Source organism: Sphingobium sp. FG58, assembly GCF_057809055.1.
The window spans coordinates 13306-31868 of record NZ_JBMDJF010000020.1 but is presented as its reverse complement, the minus strand read 5'-3'; the positions used below and the strand labels follow the sequence as shown (position 1 = coordinate 31868).

At 64.8% G+C, this 18563-nt stretch carries 12 protein-coding genes; 10 read left to right on the top strand and 2 right to left on the bottom strand.

What is annotated here, in order from left to right:
• Positions 1-99: 99 nt before the first annotated feature.
• Together pal and ACODR8_RS17180 are read left to right on the top strand one after the other, a co-directional pair.
• Positions 100-609, top strand: coding sequence for a peptidoglycan-associated lipoprotein Pal (gene pal, locus ACODR8_RS17185; RefSeq protein ID WP_489008395.1), 510 nt, complete (start codon positions 100-102; stop codon positions 607-609).
• A gap of 150 nt (positions 610-759) precedes the next feature.
• Positions 760-1560, top strand: a complete 801-nt coding sequence (locus ACODR8_RS17180) for an IclR family transcriptional regulator (RefSeq protein WP_489008394.1) — start codon at positions 760-762, stop codon at positions 1558-1560.
• 76 nt (positions 1561-1636) lie between these two features.
• Here the strand turns inward: ACODR8_RS17180 and ACODR8_RS17175 are convergent, their stop codons facing one another.
• Both ACODR8_RS17175 and ACODR8_RS17170 read right to left on the bottom strand, forming a co-directional pair.
• Positions 1637-4582, bottom strand: a complete 2946-nt coding sequence (locus ACODR8_RS17175) for a TonB-dependent receptor (RefSeq protein WP_489008393.1) — start codon at positions 4580-4582, stop codon at positions 1637-1639.
• Positions 4583-4708: 126 nt separating this feature from the next.
• Entirely contained in the window at positions 4709-5992 is a 1284-nt protein-coding gene (locus tag ACODR8_RS17170) for an oligogalacturonate lyase family protein (protein ID WP_489008392.1), read from the bottom strand.
• A gap of 265 nt (positions 5993-6257) precedes the next feature.
• On the opposite strand from ACODR8_RS17170, the gene ACODR8_RS17165 reads away from it, so the two are divergent.
• The 8 genes from ACODR8_RS17165 (at position 6258) to ACODR8_RS17130 (ending at position 18531) form a co-directional block, all read left to right on the top strand.
• Entirely contained in the window at positions 6258-7436 is a 1179-nt protein-coding gene (locus ACODR8_RS17165) for a rhamnogalacturonan acetylesterase (protein ID WP_489008391.1), read from the top strand.
• 1 nt (position 7437) lies between these two features.
• On the top strand, positions 7438-8964 hold the full coding sequence (locus ACODR8_RS17160; protein ID WP_489008390.1) for a rhamnogalacturonidase: 1527 nt from the start codon (positions 7438-7440) through the stop codon (positions 8962-8964).
• A 69-nt stretch (positions 8965-9033) separates the two neighbouring features.
• Positions 9034-9348 carry an L-rhamnose mutarotase gene (locus ACODR8_RS17155; protein WP_489008389.1) on the top strand — a complete coding sequence of 105 codons (315 nt, stop codon included), beginning with the start codon at positions 9034-9036 and terminating at the stop codon, positions 9346-9348.
• Positions 9349-9356: 8 nt separating this feature from the next.
• Positions 9357-12359 (top strand): glycoside hydrolase family 35 protein, encoded by a 3003-nt coding sequence (locus tag ACODR8_RS17150; RefSeq protein WP_489008416.1) that lies wholly within the window; start codon positions 9357-9359, stop codon positions 12357-12359.
• 2 nt (positions 12360-12361) lie between these two features.
• Positions 12362-13477: a beta-galactosidase BglB gene (bglB, locus tag ACODR8_RS17145; RefSeq protein ID WP_489008388.1), complete on the top strand. Its 1116-nt coding sequence runs from the start codon at positions 12362-12364 to the stop codon at positions 13475-13477.
• A gap of 51 nt (positions 13478-13528) precedes the next feature.
• On the top strand, positions 13529-15982 hold the full coding sequence (locus tag ACODR8_RS17140) for a glycosyl hydrolase 115 family protein (RefSeq protein WP_489008387.1): 2454 nt from the start codon (positions 13529-13531) through the stop codon (positions 15980-15982).
• A gap of 94 nt (positions 15983-16076) precedes the next feature.
• Positions 16077-17573, top strand: coding sequence for an MFS transporter (locus tag ACODR8_RS17135; protein ID WP_489008386.1), 1497 nt, complete (start codon positions 16077-16079; stop codon positions 17571-17573).
• Positions 17536-18531 (top strand): glycoside hydrolase family 43, encoded by a 996-nt coding sequence (locus tag ACODR8_RS17130; protein WP_489008385.1) that lies wholly within the window; start codon positions 17536-17538, stop codon positions 18529-18531. Before ACODR8_RS17135 ends, ACODR8_RS17130 begins: the two co-directional genes overlap by 38 nt.
• Positions 18532-18563 lie beyond the last annotated feature (32 nt).

Here is an 18563-nt window from a genome sequence, read left to right as displayed (position 1 = left end):
TCGGCATGGAACCCAATCGTCTTGACAGCGTAACGAACATCACGGACCCTGATACCGTCCTGAGCGGGCGGTGCCCGGATCAATCAAAGGAGACCCCCGATGAAAATGTCCCGAACGCTGGTCATGGCTACCGCCATCATCGCGCTGGCCGCCTGCTCGAAAAAGCCGCCTGCCGAATTGCCGCCCGCACCCGGTGCCGCCGCGACCGAACCGGTCGGATCGACCGGACCCAGCGGCCCGGTCAAGGGCAGCCAGGAGGATTTCGTCGCGTCGGTCTCCTCCGACCGTGTTTTCTTCGGCCTCGATCAATATGATATCGATGCGGAGGATCAGGCGACGCTGCAAAGCCAGGCCGCCTGGCTGCAACAAAATCCCGCCGTGCGCGTCACGATCGAGGGTCATGCCGACGAACGCGGCACCCGCGACTATAATATCGCGCTCGGCGAACGTCGCGCCAATGCCGCGAAAAACTATCTCGCCTCGCTCGGCATCGATTCAGGCCGCATCACCACGGTCAGCTATGGCAAGGAGCGCCCGGCCGCCCTTGGTTCGGACGAAGCCTCCTGGGCGCAGAATCGCCGCGCGGTGACGGTGACGATCCAATATTGATCACCTGCCACATATGATCGAAAGGCCCGCCCGTCCCCGACCGGCGGGCCTTTTCATTGTGGGCGTGCGTCCCAACTGGTGGGCATAATCTTGCTGACTTCTCGGTCCAACTGGCCGATAGACTATGCCGGAACAGGAAAATGGACGGCTATGCAGGACAGCGACGACAGGGTGGACCCGACACAGGATTCGGGCAACGAACCGGGGGTCAAAGGCACGCAGACGCTGATGCGCGCGCTCGACATCATGGACGAGGTAATTGACGGCCCGATCCGCGCCGCCGACCTCGCCCGTAAGCTCGGCATGAGCAAGACCACCGCCCACCGGCTGGTGCAGGCGCTCAAATCCCGCAACTATCTGACGGTCACGCGCGACGGCTTTGCGCTGGGGCCGAAACTGCTGCAACTGGGCGTGCTGGCGACCGAACAGATCGACTTTGTCCGCATCGCCCGCCCCTTCATGGAGCTTCTGTCCGAACGCACCGGCTTTTGCGTGTTCGTGGGCAAGCGGGAGGGCGATTTTTCCCGCCATCTCGACCGGGTGACCGGCACCCAGCGGCTGCGCGTCGCCACGGCCCCTGGCGACCGCCGCCCGATCGCCGAAACGGGCCTTGGCAAGGCGCTGTTGCTGGACGAGGATGAAGCGACCTGGGAACGGCTCTATCTGCTGGCCAAGGACGGCAAGGCACCGCGCGAACAGATCGACGCCTTCCTGACCGAAATGCGCGCGCACAAGGCGCGGGGCGAAGTGCTGCACGACAGCGAACTGGGCGACGGCGTCCGCTCCATCGCCACCCCGGTCCGCGATGCCAAGGGGCAGATTTGCGTCGCCATCTCCATCGCCAGCGCCGCCCATTATCTGACTGACGAACTGCGGCCGACGCTGGCCGAACAGGTCATGCGCGTCGCCCAGCAGATCAGCGCCGCCGTCGGCTATAGCGGCCCGCGCTGAAGTCTCCGCCCGCCCAAAAAACAGGGCGCGATCATCGTTATGATCGCGCCCTTCAGGCTGGGGGAGAGTGTAAGGTTTACATCCGGTAGGTCACGCCGAAGGTGAAAGTCCGGCCGATCCGCGTCTCGAACAAAGTGTCCTGCCGCACGCTGTCGGTGTAGAGGCGGTTCTGTTCATCGGTCAGGTTTTGCGCCTCGACGATGATCTTCAGACGATCGGTAACGTTGAGCGAGGCCGACGCATCCATGTAGAAGGTCTTGGCATTGCCGACTAGATCGCTGCCCGGCGAAGCGGGGATGCCGCGGATGAACTTGTCGCGGAAGTTGCCGGTGGTGCGGATGCTGAACAGGTCATCCTCATAATAGAGCGTAGCCGATGCGGTTTTCTTCGACAGGCCCACCAAATCGGCCGTCGTCGTTACCGTCGGCACGCCGTTTACGCTGGCCAGGATATAGTCGATCTTCGACGTCACCAGCGTGTAGTTGGCCAGCACGCCGAAATTGCTCAGGAACCCGTCAAAGAAGGTGAAGGGGATCTGCGCATTCAGCTCGATACCCTTGAGCGGACCGCCCGGCGTATTGAACGGCTGCGACACGGTGAACAATTCGGTCGGCGCGGTATTGCTGTTTTCCAGCAGCGCATTGGGCAGGCCCAGCTCGTTGAACGGCACCTGGCTGTTCACATTCTGGATGAAGCTCTTGATATCCTTGTAGAAGAAGGCGGCCGAGAGCAGCGAACCAGGACGGAAATACCATTCCACCGCAACGTCGAACGTGTTGGCGCGGATCGGGTCGAGGAAGGGATTGTTGACATTGCCGACGCGGGTGACCGGATTGACGCCGCTGGTCGGCGTCAGCAGGCCCAGCTCCGGCCGCGCCAGCACCTTGGCCCCCGACAGGCGGATCAGCACATTGCTGACCGGCTCGATCACGATATTGGCCGACGGCAGCCAGTCGTCATAGACATTCTGCGCGGCGGCGAACTTGCCGACCAGATTGGTGGGCGACGTCTGCCCGGCGGGCGGGGCGACCGCGATATAGCCCGACGAGAGCATATCGGTGCGGACATAACGCACGCCCACATCGCCGCGAATGCCAAAGCCGGTCGCCTGCTCCAGGTCGAAATTGGCCATCAGGTAACCGCTGGTCACCTCTTCACGCACCCGGCTGCGCCCGCCGCCACATTCGACGCCGCAAAAGCGCACATCGTCAAAGCCGAACGTATCGGCCCATTTGTCGGCGTCGATCGACACCCAGCTGGCGGGCGCTCCCTGACCCCACAATTTGTCCACGCCGGTGATGTCGCGGGTAATGCTGGCCAGCGTCGTGCCGGCGGGCAGCGCGCGGACCGCCGTGTCGGCCGAATAGGGACGCAGGAAGGTGGAGAGGAAGTCGCTGCGCCGATATTGCGCGCCCGCCCGGATCGAGAAAGCGTCGCTCACGGTCCATTTCAGGTTGGTTTCGGCGGTCAGATTGTCGGTCTTGTTGCGCGACGGCTTGCCCTGATAGCTGAAACCGCCCAGCACCGTGCCGTCGGCCAGGCCCGGCGCATAGGTGAAGCTGCCCGGATTGGCGACATCGACGCCAAAACCCAGCTTGGGCGTGGTGCCGCCGTCGCGGAAATCGATCGAGAAACCATCGGTATCGATCGCGTCGATGAAAGTCTGGAGCCGCTTCTTGCCGTCCCAGATCGACCGGTTGAAGCCGACCAGACCGTCGATCGTCAGACTGTCGTTCAGGTCGCGGCGGAAATTGACGTTCGCCTGCTTGAAGGTCGATACGAAATTGTCGACCAGCCCTTCCGATCGCACATCGACCCCGTCGAACACGCCATGGACCAGCGATCCATTGTCATCGAACTCAATCTCGCGCACCGACGTCATCGGCTGGCCATTATTGGAGGCCGACCGGGCGAAGGAGATGGCGGCGATATAATTGTCGCGGCGAGTCACTTCGAACCGGGAATAGAGGAAGTCGACCGAAATGTCGGTCTGGTCATCCGGCTGGAACTGGAGCGTCAGGGATCCGCCGATCCGTTCCTGCTTCTGTTCGCTGTTCAGGTAGCGCGGAATACGCGGCAGGAACGCGCCGCTGCCGGGCGTGTTGGGCAGGTCGGCCCGACGCAGATCCTGGATCGTCTGGTAGGCGGCGGTATTGCTGGTGCGCGGATTGCCGGTCGAACAATTGGCGGCAGTCACGCCCTTGAGCGCATTGTCGGCCGGATTCTGCGGCGTATAGCCCAGCGGCGAACAGAAACCGCCATTGGTGTTGGCCGACAGCAAGTCGACCGCCGAATAGCCAACCTCGCGAATGTTGCGTTTCTGGTAGGCGACCGAACCCAATATGCCGAAACCGCTATCGCCAAACTGCTTGGAAATCAGCAGCGATGCGCGCGGATCGACCTTCTTGGACAATTCATTATAGATGCCGCGCGCGGTCATCGACAGGACGAAATCATCCTTCTGGTCGAACGGCTTGGGCGCGGACAGATCGACCGTCGCGCCAAGCGATCCTTCCTCGATATCGGCAGACGGCGTCTTGCGCACCGACAGGGCCGAGAAAATCTCGGTCGGGAACACGTTGAAGTCGAAGCTGCGGCCATTATTGCCCGCGCCGTAAATGTCCGAACCGCCGGTCTGCGCCGACCCTTCCATGCCGTTGATGCGGACGCGGGTGAAACCGGCGCCCAGACCACGGACGGAAATGTTGCGCCCCTCGCCGCCATCGCCGCGCGCCAGCGCCACGCCCGGCACGCGCTGCATCGATTCAGCCAGGTTGGAGTCGGGGAATTTGCCGATATCTTCGGCAACGATCGAATCGATCGCGGCCGCTTCCTTGCGCTTCATGCCGAGCGCGCTGTTGAGCGAGGCGCGAAAGCCGGTGACGACGATGTCGGCGCCCTCCGGCTCAGCCGGTGCCGACTGGTCCTGCGCCAGTGCTGGCGCGACCATGAGCATGGCGGATGCGAGCGCAATGCCTGAGCTGCGGCGCGCAAACGCGGAACGAGTGGTGGTGGTCAACATATAATCCTCCCCTGATCGCTGGGCTATCCCAGATGTCCCACTATGTGAACTCATGTATCATCTTATAGGGAGTCGATCGATAATGCCAGAAAAATCATCATGTGATTATTTGATCCACAATGTGGATCATTTTGTCGGAGCGACCTCCGCCGCATAGATATGGCTCGCCCCTTCCATATTGGACCGGAAGATCATCCAGCGACCGTCGGGGGTGAAGGTGACATTGGGTTCCAGCCGATAGTCGTGTCGGGCCAGATCGACGATCTTCTCCGCCCGCAATGTCCCCGCCTCGATCAGCGCGTCGGCATTGTCCGCCCGGATGCCCGCGACATCGGGGATGGGCTGCGGCGTGAAGAGGGTGAGATATTTGCCGTCGGTCGCGCGCGCCACCATCTGCGCGTCGCCGCCATCGCCGGAAAAGCGCTTGCCATCGGGCGACTGGTTATAATGGACCGACCATTGGTCGCGCGCCACCGGGAACCAGCGCCTCTTGCCGGTCGCCAGTTCATAGCCCGCCAGCCAGAACACTTCACCGCGCGGGGTCTGGAGATCATACCAGATCCATTTCCCGTCGGGCGAGAAGAACTCATGCCCGGCAATCTCCATGTTCATGGTGCGCTTGTGGACCAGCCGCTGGTCGCTGCCATCGGTGCGGATCGTCCAGATCCGGTCGACCTTGTGCCACGGCCCTTCATGGCAATAGAGGATGCGGGTCGGGTCGGTCGGCGAAAACTGGACATGGTTGAGCCAGTCGGTCGATGCGACCACCACCTTGCGCGCGCCGGTACGGATATCGATGGTGAAAATCTCCATCGGGATCTTCGCCTCCAGCCGCTGGTTCAGCCGCACCTCCTTGGCATCGGCATAGGATAAGGGCTTTCCGTCCGGCCCGGTCGCGGCAAAGGCCGTCTCGCCGGGCCGATTGCCATCGCCGCCGGGTTGCAGTGGCGGCTCACGCTCCGCCCATTGTCCCAACAACAGCGTCTCGTCGGCATTGATCGACCCGATCGATCCGCGCGCGACTGTCGCGATCCGCCGCGCTTTGCCGCTGTCGATATCCACGCCATGGACGATCACCCCCGCGCCATGGGGCTGGGTATAATAGGCCGTCCGCGTCCGCCGCCCGACCAGCAGCAGCTTGATCCCCGTCTGCCGCACCAGCGGCGTCACGCTCCAGTCGGCCAGCCGCACCACGGCAATGCCGTCGGGCGTGGAGATCACCATCTTGTCGCCTTGGCGGGTATAGCTGTTCTGATGGAAATAGAGCGAGGTGCTGCCCGGCTCCTGGCTGATGCGGATGATGCGATGGCCGGTGGTCTGGTCGATCCATTCGCGCGCGGGCGCGGCCTGCGCCGCCGGCGTGCCGATGACCGCCAGAGCCAAGATTGCCGGCATAGGTGCCAAGCGCATGATCCATCCCCGTGTTGCTATTGTTCTATATGGTGGAACCCAGTTCTTACATATGGCCATATTGCAGCATCGGCGGAAGAGGAAAAGTGATTGACCGTCAAAATATCCCGATATATGGATCACATGTCTATTTAACGGGATACAACTAACTGCTCCTGCACGGGCGGTTATATTGGGGGGAGCGGATCGGGTCCGAGCCGCTCCCCTTCTTCCCGTCGCTCCAGCGGGGTCGCCACCAATGCCGTCCAGCGCCGCCCTTGCCCTGATGCTGACCCTGGCGACGCCCGGCCCCTTGCAGTTCGATCTGTCCGCCAACGCGCCCGAACGGCAGCATCGCTACGAAGTGGGCGGCCATGGCATGGAGCCTGGCGACAGCGAAAAAGGCTTCCGCTTCTCGGTCGCGCTGCCGGAAGGCGACTATCGCGTCACGCTGACACTGGGTGACCGGCGCGCGGCGGGCGACACCACGGTCAAGGCCGAAGCCCGCCGCCTGATGCTGCGCAACATCGTGACCGCCAAAGGCCAGTTCGTCACCCGCAGTTTTCTGGTCACCATCCGCACCCCGGCCCTGCCGCCTCCCCCCGCCAATGCGCCGGGCGGCAGCGCCGTGCGCATCGACGCCCGCGACGCGCGCGAGGCGACCTGGGACGAGAAGCTGACGCTGGAATTTCTCGGCACGCCGCAGGTCGCATCGCTGCGCATCGAACCGGCCAGCGCACCCGCCATTTTTCTCGCAGGCGATTCGACCGTCACAGACCAATATGCCGAACCGGCGGCCAGCTGGGGCCAGATGCTGCCCGCTTTGCTCAATGACCGGATCATCGTCGCCAATCACGCCAAATCGGGGGAGACGCTCAAATCCTTCCTCACCAATTTGCGCTTCGACAAATTGCTATCGACCATGAAGCCGGGCGACTGGCTGTTCATCCAGTTCGGCCATAATGACCAGAAGCGCGAATGGCCGCAAACCTACGTCGCGCCCGACTCCACCTACCCCGCCTATGTGCGCGCCTATATCGCCGAAGCACGGCGGCGCGGCGCGCATCCGGTGCTGGTCACGTCACCCGAACGGCGCAATTTCGACCCGCAGGGCCGCATCATCGACACGCTGGGCGACTATGCCGCCGCTGTGCGCAAATTGGCAGCGGAGGAACAGATCCCGCTGATCGACCTCAACGCCGACAGCCGCGCGATCTACGAAGCGCTTGGGCCAGATCACGCACCTGCCGCCTTCAACGATGGTGGCGGGGACAAGACCCATCACAACAATTACGGCGCATGGCTGCTGGCCAGCGCGGTGGCACAGCGCATCCGCGACACGATTCCCGCGCTCGCCCCCCATGTCACCGCCACCGCCTTCGCGCCCGCCAAGCCCCCATCAGCAGCGCAGGTCATCATCGCGTCGAGCCTGATCCACAGCGATCAGCGCCCGGCCGGGAACTGACATGGACATGACCCGCCGCGACCTGACGCTGGGCCTGCTGATGCTCAGCCTCCCCTTCCCCGCCCATGCCGCGCGCCAGATCGACGTGCGCGATCATGGCGCGCGCGGCGACGGCATCACCCTCGATAGCGACGCGATCAACGCCGCCATCCTCGCCGCATCGCGCGCAGGCGGCGGCACCGTCATCTTGGCCCCTGGCCGCTATCTCTGCTTTTCGATCCGCCTGGCCAGCCGCGTAACCTTGCTGCTCAGCAAAGGCGCAATCATAGAAGCCGCCGACCCCGCCCGCCACGCCGGGCGCTACGACCTGCCCGAAGCCGGGATCGACCAGCTCTATCAGGATTTCGGCCACAGCCATTGGCGCAACAGCCTGATCTGGGGCGACGATGTGCAGGATGTCGCGATCATCGGTCCCGGCCTGATCCACGGCGTCGGCCTGACCCGCGACGGCCCCGGCGCGCGCTGGAAGAAACAGGCGGGCGAGCGGCCCTTGTCGATGCAGGCGATGACCGCCGCGCAGATCGCCAACCTCGAACCCGCCGCCGCCGCCATGGCGGGCAAGGGCAACAAGGCGATAGCCTTCAAAAATGGCCGCAATATCCGCCTGTCCGGCTTCACGATCCACAAGGGCGGCCATTTCGCCATCCTCGCCACCGGCACGCGGGGCTTACGCATCGACGGGCTGACGATCGACACCGACCGCGACGGGATCGACCTCGATTGCGTCCGCGACGCGGTGGTGGAACGCTGCCGGGTCAACAGCCCCAATGATGACGCCATCGTGGTCAAGAGCAGCTTTGCGCTAGGCAGCGCCATCGCGGCGGAAAACATCCTCATCCGCGACTGCGACGTCACCGGCTATGATATGGGGTCCGTCATCGACGGCACCCGCACCGCCGTCCAGACCATCGCCCCCGATCAGGATCGCGTCACCGGCCGCATCAAGCTCGGCACCGAAAGCAATGGCGGCTATCGCAATATCGTCATCGAGGATTGCCGCTTCACCCGCTGCCGGGGGCTGGCGCTGGAAACCGTCGATGGCGGCGTCATGGATCATATCGTCGCCCGCCGCCTCACCATGCGCGACGTCACCACCGCACCGCTCTTCCTGCGGCTGGGCGACCGGCGACGCGGGCCGGAGGGCACCGGCGTGGGCGCGATCCGCGATGTGGACATCAGCCAGATCGACGCGCGCGGCATCGACCATCGCTTTCCCGCCACGATTGCGGGCCTGCCCGGCCATCGCATCGCCGACGTCCGGCTGCGCGACATTCACTTGGTCTATGATGGCGGCGGCACGGCAGCGGACGCCGCGCGCCAGCCCGCTGAACTGGCCGACGCCTATCCCGAACCCAGCATGTTCGGCACTCTCCCCAGCTGGGCGCTATGGGCGCGCCATGTGGAACGGCTGACGATCGACCGTTTCACCGCGCAAACCCGCACCCCGGACCAGCGCCCCGCCTTCCACACCCAGGACGCGCCGGGCCTCTCCGTCCAAAACACGCCGCTCTGGCGCGCGCGGCATTGACGCCGATGTGGGACATTGTTACCATATATAGGTCAACTGTTCCATAATATGGTTCTTTAGGAGAGTCGGGTGGCGATCCACGCCTTCAAGATGCAGCTCAAGCCGGGCGTGGTGGCGGAATATCGCCGCCGCCATGATGAAATCTGGCCGGAACTGACCGCCCTGCTCAGCGCGTCGGGCATTTCGGCCTATTCCATCTTTCTGGATGAAACCACGCTCAGCCTGTTCGCCGTCCTGACCCTGTCCGACGATCATCAGCGCGACACGCTGCCCGACCATCCGGTCATGCAGCGCTGGTGGGCCAGCATGGCCCCGCTGATGGAGGTCGAACCCGACAATCGGCCCAAGGAATGGCCGCTCGTCCCACTATTTCATCTCGATTGATGGCCATGATGCACCGCCTTCTCCCCGCCCTGCTGCTCGGCACCATGCTGGCCAGCCCCGCCCCCGCGCAGGTCGCCAAACCCACGGCGAACTTCGCCGCCCCGGTCCAGACCTTCGGCCGCGTCTCCTATGACGCGCGTTCGCTGATGATCGACGGGCAGCGACAGATCATCTGGGGCGGCGAATTTCACCCCTTCCGCCTGCCATCGCCCGACCTGTGGCGTGACATCCTCCAGAAAATGAAGGCCAGCGGTTTCAACACCGTCGCCCTCTATTTCGACTGGGGTTATCACAGCCCCAAACAGGGCGTGTACGACTTTACCGGCATCCGCGATCTCGACCGGTTGCTCACGATGGCGGAGGAGGAAGGCCTCTACGTCATCACCCGCGCCGGTCCCTATGTGAACGCCGAACTCTCGCGCGGCGGTTTCCCCGGCTGGCTGGTCAACCAGCGCGGCCGCGCCCGCACCGACGACCCGGACTATATCAAGGCGGTCGACGAGTGGCTCGGCCACGTCAATCCGATCATCGCCCGGCACCAGATCAATGCGGACAAAACGCGCAAGGGCGGGGTCATCCTGCACCAGATCGAAAATGAGCTGGCGCTGACCACGCCTGCGCAGCGCCGTTACATGGACCATCTCTATGCCCGCGCGCGGGCCGACGGCATCACCGTGCCGATCTTCCACAATGACCAGAGCCGCAACGGCTACTGGACGCCCAAATCCTCGAAGGTCGAAAAGGTCGTTCCCGGCCCGGTCGATATGTACGCTTTTGACGGCTATCCCGGCGGCACCTGCACCGTCACCGGCCAGCCGACCCGCGATGTCGCCGCGCCCGACTGGGGCTATTATGGTCCCGGCGGCGCAAGGGGCGGCGCGTCGGCCTCCCCCGACACGCCCGGGTTGCTGGCCGAATTTGGCGGCGGCTGGTTCGACTATTGGGGGTCGAACGGCGGCTATGACTGCAACGCCATCCAGCGCGGCAAGCGGTTCCAGCGGGTATTCTACGGCACGAACCTGGCCAACGGCATCGGCATCCAGAGCTTTTACATGACCTATGGCGGCACCAGCTGGGGCTGGCTGCCCGGCCCGGTGGTGTTCACCAGCTATGATTATGGCGCGGCCATATCGGAACCGCGCGCCCTGCGCGAAAAGGCGCAGGAAATGAAGCAGCTGGCCGGGCTGATCGCCTCGGTCCCGGACCTGGCCGGCATGGTCCCCGCCGGGCCGGTCGAGATATCGTCACCCAATATCCAGATCTATCACAATAAAAGCCCGGACAGCGACGCCCGCTTCCTGATGGTGACGCACAAGCCGTCCAACGGGCAGAGCAACGACAGCTTCACCTTCACCGCCAACCTGCCCGATGGCCGCTACACCGTGCCGATGCAGCTCAACGGCTTCGACGCCAAATGGCTGGTCGCGGGGGTGACGCTGGGCAGGCAAAGGCTGGTCTATTCGACATCGGAACTGCAAAGCGCACAGCGGCAGGACGGCAAAGACCTGCTCCTCCTCTACGGCCGTGCGGGCGAACCGGGCGAAACCGTCCTGCGCTACACCAGCGCCCCCCAAATCACCTTGCTGGAAGGCAAGGCCACCACCAGCTTCGACCCCGCCAAGGGCGACCTCACCCTCCGCTACGCCCACCAGAACCGCGCCATCGTGCGGATCGAGGGCGGTGGTCGCCCGCCGCTCACCCTGATCCTGGCCGATGAGGCCGAAGGGACGCGCTACTGGCGGCATGGCGACGCGCTGATCCGCGGCCCCGAACTGGTCCGCAGCGCCACTGCCAAGGGCAGCACCCTCGCTTTGACCGGCGACACCATCGCGCCAAGCCCGCTCGAAATCTGGGCGCCCGCCGCGATCCGCACCATCACATGGAACGGCGCACGCATCGCCACCCGCGCCACCCCCACCGGCAGCCTGACCGCGACCCAACCGCTCCCCGGCCCCGCGGCCATCCCCCTGCCCGCGCTCACCGACTGGCGCATGGCCAAGGGATCGCCCGAAGCCGACCCCGCCTTCGACGACAGCGCGTGGCAGGCGATCGACACCCGCCCCAGCGCCAGCATCACCCAGCGCCCCGATGGCCAGCCCAATATGGGCATGGACGCCTATGGCTTTCATGATGGCGATGTCTGGTATCGCGGCCGCTTCACCGGCACGCCCGACGCCAAGACATTGTCGCTCTATTATGGCGCAGGCGGCTCCGGCCTCGTCCAGGCCTGGGTCGATGGCCAGTTTCTGGGTGAAGCGGAAACCCCGTCCGGCCTGCCCCGCCCGATCACCACCGGCACCGCCCGCTTCGCCCTGCCCGCCAGCGCGCAAGGCGGCGAGCATGTCCTGTCCGTCATGGTCCGCAACAACGGCCATAATTGGGATCTGGACAGCGACGATTTCCACAAGGAAACGCGCGGTCTGATATCGGCCTCGCTCGAAGCCCCCGGCGGCCGCAGCTTCACCATACCGATCGCCTGGAAGATTCAGGGCAGGCAGGGCGGCGAAAATCTGCCCGACATCGCGCGCGGTGCGGCCAACAATGGCGGCCTCCACGGCGAACGCATGGGCTGGCACCTGCCCGGCTATAACGACGCAGGCTGGGCCAAAACCACCGTCCCCGCAGGCCAGAGCGCGCCCGGCACCAGCTGGTATCGCACCAGCTTCGACCTTGCCGTGCCAAAGGGGCAGGACGCGACCATTGGCCTCAGCTTCGGCGACGCGACCACCCCGCGCTCCCCCGTCCGCTACCGCGTGCTGATCTTCGTCAATGGCTGGAATATGGGCCAGTTCATCGCCCATGTCGGCCCGCAACGCACCTTCCCCATCCCCGAAGGCATCCTCAACCATCGGGGTAAAAATCACATCGCGCTTGCCGTCACGTCCGACGGCGCGCCGGGCGATGCGCTCGAAGCCGTGCGCCTCGTCACCCTTCACAATGTCAAAGGCGGCGTGCCGGTGCGGATGGTGTCCGCCCCCGCCGCCCCGTCCGATCTCAAGCAGGAGAAATAATAGTGGCCGCCCTTACTCATGACGTCGCACGGTCCAGCGTGATCGACGCCATCGACCGCCTGATGCACAATCTGGTCAACATCACCGACGAAACCGGCGAATTCCTGCTGCATCTGGACGATGGCCGCATCATCGATACCAAGGGCTGGGCCGGATGGGAATGGACCCATGGCGTGGGCCTGTTCGGCATGTGGCGCTATTATGAGCAGACCGGCGATGCCAAGGCGCTGACCATCATCAAACAATGGTTTGCGGATCGCTTTGCCGAAGGCACGCCGACCAAGAATATCAACACCATGGCCCCGTTCATCACGCTCGCTTACCTCTACGAGCATGAACCCTCGCCCGCTTACATCCCCTATCTGGACAGCTGGGCCGAATGGCTGATGGCGCCCGACGGCCTGCCCAAGACGGAGGAGGGCGGCTTCCAGCATATCGTCTATAATGACGAAAATCCGGGCGAAATGTGGGACGACACGCTGATGATGTCGGTGCTGCCGCTGGCCAAGATCGGCCTGCTGCTGGACCGCCCCCATTATGTCGAGGAAGCCAAGCGCCAGTTCCTCATCCACATCAAATATCTGTTCGACAAGAAAACGGGCCTGTGGTTCCACGGCTGGGATTTCAACGGTCGCCACAATTTTGCCGAAGCGCTGTGGGCGCGCGGCAATTGCTGGGTGACGATCGCCATCCCCGAAATCATCGAGATTCTCGACCTGCCCGAAGGCGACGCGCTACGGACCTTCCTGATCGACACGCTCGCCGCCCAGGTGAAAACGCTGGCCGCCACGCAGGACGCGGACACCGGCCTGTGGCACACGCTGATTACCGACCCGACCAGCTATCTGGAAGCATCCGCCACCGCCGGTTTCGCCTATGGTATCCTCAAAGCCGTGCGAAAGGGCTATCTGCCGCGCGACTATGAAGCGGTCGGCATCCGCGCGGTCGAGGGCGTGCTGGCCAATATCGACGATACGGGCGAGCTGAAGCAGGTCAGCTTCGGCACCGCGATGGGCGACACGCTGCAATTCTACAAGGACATCCCGCTCACCTCCATGCCCTATGGTCAGAGCCTGGCGATCTGCGCGCTCGCCGAATTTCTGCGCACCTATATCTGACACAGCAGCATGGGCGGGGCCGATATCATGGAAGGATCGTTCCCTCGCACTATGCTGCTGAAGGGTGCCGCCAGCCTCACCGGGCTGGCGGCATTGCTGTTGGCTTTTGCCGTCACCGCCCATGCGGAAAGCTGGGTCCATGCCACCGCGCGCAACGGGGATATAACGCTGGCATCGGACCAGCAGGTCGCGCCGGTCGTCACCGATCCCACCGACCACGCCGTGGTCGCCATCGCCGCGCAGGATCTGCGCGATGACCTCGCCACCGTCACGCGCGGCACGCCGGGCGGCGACACCCAGATCTGGATCGGCACGCTCGGCCGCAACGCCGCGATCGACCGGCTGGTGGCCAACCGCCGCATCGCCATCGGCTCCCTCAAGGGCGCGTGGGAAAGTTTCCTCATCACCAGCGTCGACCGGCCCAGCCCCGGCGTCGCCCGCGCGCTGCTGATCATCGGCAGCGACCGGCGCGGCACCGCCTATGGCGCCTATGAACTCTCCCGCGCCATCGGCGTTTCCCCCTGGCACTGGTGGGCCGACGTCACGCCCGCCCGCCGCGCGTCGCTCCATGTCGCCAAAGGGCTGCGCCGCTTCGGCCCGCCCTCGGTTCGCTATCGCGGCATTTTCCTCAATGATGAGGATTGGGGGCTAGTCCCCTGGGCCGCCGCCACCCACGCCCCGGACGAAAAGCCGCTCGGCCCCAAGACCTACGCCAGACTCTTCGAACTGCTGCTGCGTCTGAAGGCCAATCTGCTCTGGCCCGCGATGCACAAGCTGACCCAGCCCTTCAATGCCGATCCAGCGAACGCTGCCCTGGCGGATCGCTATGCCATCGTCATGGGGTCCAGCCATGCCGAACCGATGCTGCGCAACAATGTCGGCGAATGGACCGCGCCACCGGGCGATTTCAACTATGTGACGAACGCACCGGGGGTTCAGCGCTATTGGGCGGATCGCGTCGCCAGCCATGCCCGCTATGAAAGCATCTGGACGCTGGGGATGCGCGGCATCCACGATAGCGGCATGGTCGGCCCGGCAACGCTGGACGATCGCCGCACCACGCTCGATCGCATCATCGCCGACCAGCGCGCGATGCTCGATCGCGCGGGCATCCCCCAGGCACCGCAAGTCTTTACCCCCTATAAGGAAGTGCTGGATCTCTACCGCGCTGGCCTCAAAATCCCCGACGATGTCACGTTAATGTGGCCGGACGATAATTTCGGCTATATCCGCCACTTCCCCGACGCTGCCGAACGCGCCCGTGCTGGCGGCTCCGGCGTCTATTATCACCTCTCCTATCTCGGCGCGCCGCTCTCCTATCTCTGGCTGTCCACCACCCCGCCCGCGCTGATCCGTGAGGAGATGGGCCGCGCCTATGATCGCGGCGCGCGGCAGGTCTGGGTCGCCAATGTCGGCGATCTCAAACCCGCCGAACTCGCCACCGACTATTTCCTTTCCCTCGCCTGGGACGTGGACGCCACCCGCGCCCAACCGATCGACCGCTTCGTCGAGAGTTGGGCCGCCGAAAATATCGACCCGGCCCAGGCTCGCCCGATCGCAACAATCCTGCGCGACTATCACCGGCTCAATTTCGATCGTCGCCCCGAACATCTCCAATATTATCTGCCCGGCGAAAAAGCCCGCCCCAGCCCGCTGTCGATCGCGCAGGCCGACGCCCGCCTCGCCGATTTCGCTGCGATGGCCGACGCCGCCGCCGCGCTGGAACCCGCCATCCCCGCCGATCGCCGCGATGCCTTTTTCGAGCTGCTCGGCTATCCCGTCGCTGCCTCCGCCGCGGCCAACCGCCGCTTCTTCGCCGCCGAAGCGCACGACCGGCTGCGCGACACCGACCTGCCCCAGGCGCTCCAGCGCGGCGCGATCGCCCATGCAGCAGACGACATGCTGCGCGCCCTCACCCACCGCTACAACCACGCCATCGCAGGCGGCAAATGGCGCGGCATGATGGCGGTCGAGCCAGCCGACGGGCAATGGCGCAGCTACCGCCTCACCCCGGCGCTGCTCCCCGCGCCGGACGTCCCCACGCTGGCCGCCACACCACACGCCATCGCCCCGCCCCCGCCAGCCCCCTTTCTGACCCCGCGCGATTTCACCCCGGCCAAAGGCTGGCGACAAGGCGACGGGCTGGGCCGCCATGGCACTGTCCTCGCCCCCACCGGCCAGCCCGGCCCGACCAGCGCGACCATCACCCTGCCCGCAGGCCAGTGGCGCGCAACCGTCGACATCCTGCCCACCTATGCCGACAAGGATGGCGACCCGCTGCGCCTCACCCTCACCATCGATGGCATAGACTATCCCCTCACCGCCCCGCGCCAGACCGGCGACCGCGACTGGGCGCTGGCCGTGCTGGACAATCGCATCGCCCTGCCCCTGCCCGCCCCGCTAGCCACTGGCACCCATCGCCTGACGCTGCGCGCCGCCGATCCAGGCGTGCTGGTCGAAGCGATCCGCTTCACCCCCGCAACCGACAAAGACGACTTGCATTAATTTCACATGGCGTGATACGCATCCACTATATGGTATTTAACTGCGCCAGACCCGGAACAGGGCAGCACGACCGAAGGCAGAGGACGGAAGCACAATGACCCCCGAAACCCGCCCCGTCCGCCTGCGCAACTATCTCGCCTACGGCTCCAACGACGTGCTGGGCGCGGGGTCGATGGCGGTGATTTCCGGCTGGGTGCTGATCTTCTACACCCAGTTTTGGGGGCTGTCCGCGGGACAGGCCGCGACCATCTTCGCGGTCGCGCGCATCCTCGACGCCTTCGCCTCTCCCATGATCGGCTATATCTCCGACCATTTCGGCCGCACCCGCCTTGGCCAGCGCTTTGGCCGTCGCCGCTTCTTCATCCTCGCCGCCATTCCCCTGCTGCCGAGCTTCGCGCTGATGTGGCTGCCGGGCCAGACATTCTGGTACTATCTCGTCAGCTATGTCCTGTTCGAGCTGGTCTATGCGATGGAGATCATCCCGTTCGAAACCCTCGCCGCCGAAATGTCGTCCGATTATAAGACCAAGGCGAAATTCGCCGGCGCGCGCATCCTGTTCGGTCAGGCTTCCGCCATCCTCGCCGGTTTCCTGCCGCTCTGGCTGATCACCACGCTGGGCCGCGACAGCGCCGACACTTTTTTCTATATGGGCATCATTTTCGCCATCCTGTTCATGGCGACCGCGGGGCTGCTCTATCTGTTCAGCTGGGAACGGCATATGCCCGGCACGACACTCGCTCCGCAGCCCGCCTCGTCGGGCGGCGCGGGGCAGGCGTTCCGCGCGCTCTATCGCAACCTTTTCTCCACCATGCGCATCCGCGCCTTCCGCCTGCATCTGGGCATGTATCTGGGCGGCTATATCAGCCAGGATATTTTCAACGCCGCCTTCACCTTCTTCGTCATCTTCGCCCTGACCGGCTCCATGGCGATCGCGTCGGGCCTGCTCGGCACCATGTATATCGTCCAGTTCGTCGCGGTGATCATCGCCATCAACCTGGCACTGCGCGCCTCCCCCAGCCGCGCCTATCAGATCGCCGCCGCCGCCTTCGCGGCGGGCGCGCTGACGCTGATCGGCCTGTGGGTGCTGGGCATCCCTGCAAGCAGTCCGATGATCTGGCTGCCGATCATCCTGGCGGGCCTAGGCCGCGGCGCGCTCAATTACATCCCTTGGGCGACCTATAATTATATGGCCGACGTCGATGAAATCGTCACCGGCCAGCGGCGCGAGGGCAGCTTTGCCGGGGTCATGACCTTCGTGCGCAAGGCGACGCAGGCCGCCGCCGTCGCGGGCGTCGGCTTCATCATGCAGGCGGGCGGCTTTATCTCCGGCGCACCGGTGCAGAGCTACACCGCCATCCTGACCATCGCGCTGCTGCTGGGCATCGGCACGGTCGGAATGCTGGGCTTTGGCATCCTCGTCTCCACCCGCTTCCGCCTCAGCCCCGCCACTCACGCCATCCTGATGGCGGAGATCGAACATCTGCGCAGCGGCGCACGCACCCCCACCAGCGCACAGGCAGGCGCGATCGTCGAAAATCTGTCCGGCTGGCGCTATGACCAGCTATGGGGCAACAACCCGGTCGCCCGCTAGGATGATCGCCGCGCTGCTCCTGCTCGCCAGCGCGCCGGTCGCGCCCAAGCCGCTCTATCGCGACCCGGTGCATGACGGTGCCGCCGACGCCTCGACCGTCTATGACCGCAAAAGCGGCGAATGGGTGATGTTCTACACCAACCGCCGCGCCGACCTGCCGCAGGATGATCCCAAGGACGTCCGCTGGGTCCATGGCACCGCGATCGGCACCGCCCGTTCCCGCGACGGTGCGCACTGGACCTACAGCGGCACCGCCCATATCCCCGAAAGCTGCACCGGAGAGACCCTCTGGGCGCCGGAAATCCAGTATCTCGCAGGCCAATGGCATATGTGGCTGACCGTGGTGCCGGGCATTTTCCGCGACTGGAACGCCCCGCGCTTCATCGTCCATCTGACCAGTCCCGACCTGACCAGCTGGACCTGCGGCGACCGGCTCGATCTCGGCTCCGACCGGGTCATCGACGCCAGCGTCATCGCCCTGCCAAAAGGCGGCTACCGCCTCTCCTACAATGACGAGCATCAGAACAAGGCGATCCGCACCGCCGATAGCAGCGACCTTGTCCACTGGACGCCGGGCCAGCGCCTGACGCAAACGCCGGGCGAAGGACCAAAGGCCTTCTATTGGAGAAAAAGCTGGTGGCTCATTTCCGACGCATGGAAAGGCCTGCTGGTCATACGCTCGCCCGACGCCACGACATGGACCGCCCAGCCTGGCCATATCCTGGCCACCCCCGGCCTCCATCCCACCGATCGCGCCAAGGGCCAGCATCCCGACATCATCGTCGCGGGCAACCGCGCCTACATCATCTACTTCGTCCACCAGAGCGGCGAAGCGGACACAAAGGCCAAACCCGACCTCTGGCGCCGCAGCGTCCTCCAGATCGCCGAACTCAAGGAGACAGACGGCATCCTGACCGTCGATCGCAACGCCCCGGTCCGCGTCCGCCTGAAACCCTGATCGCCACAGATTGTCGCCAGCCGCCAAATGCG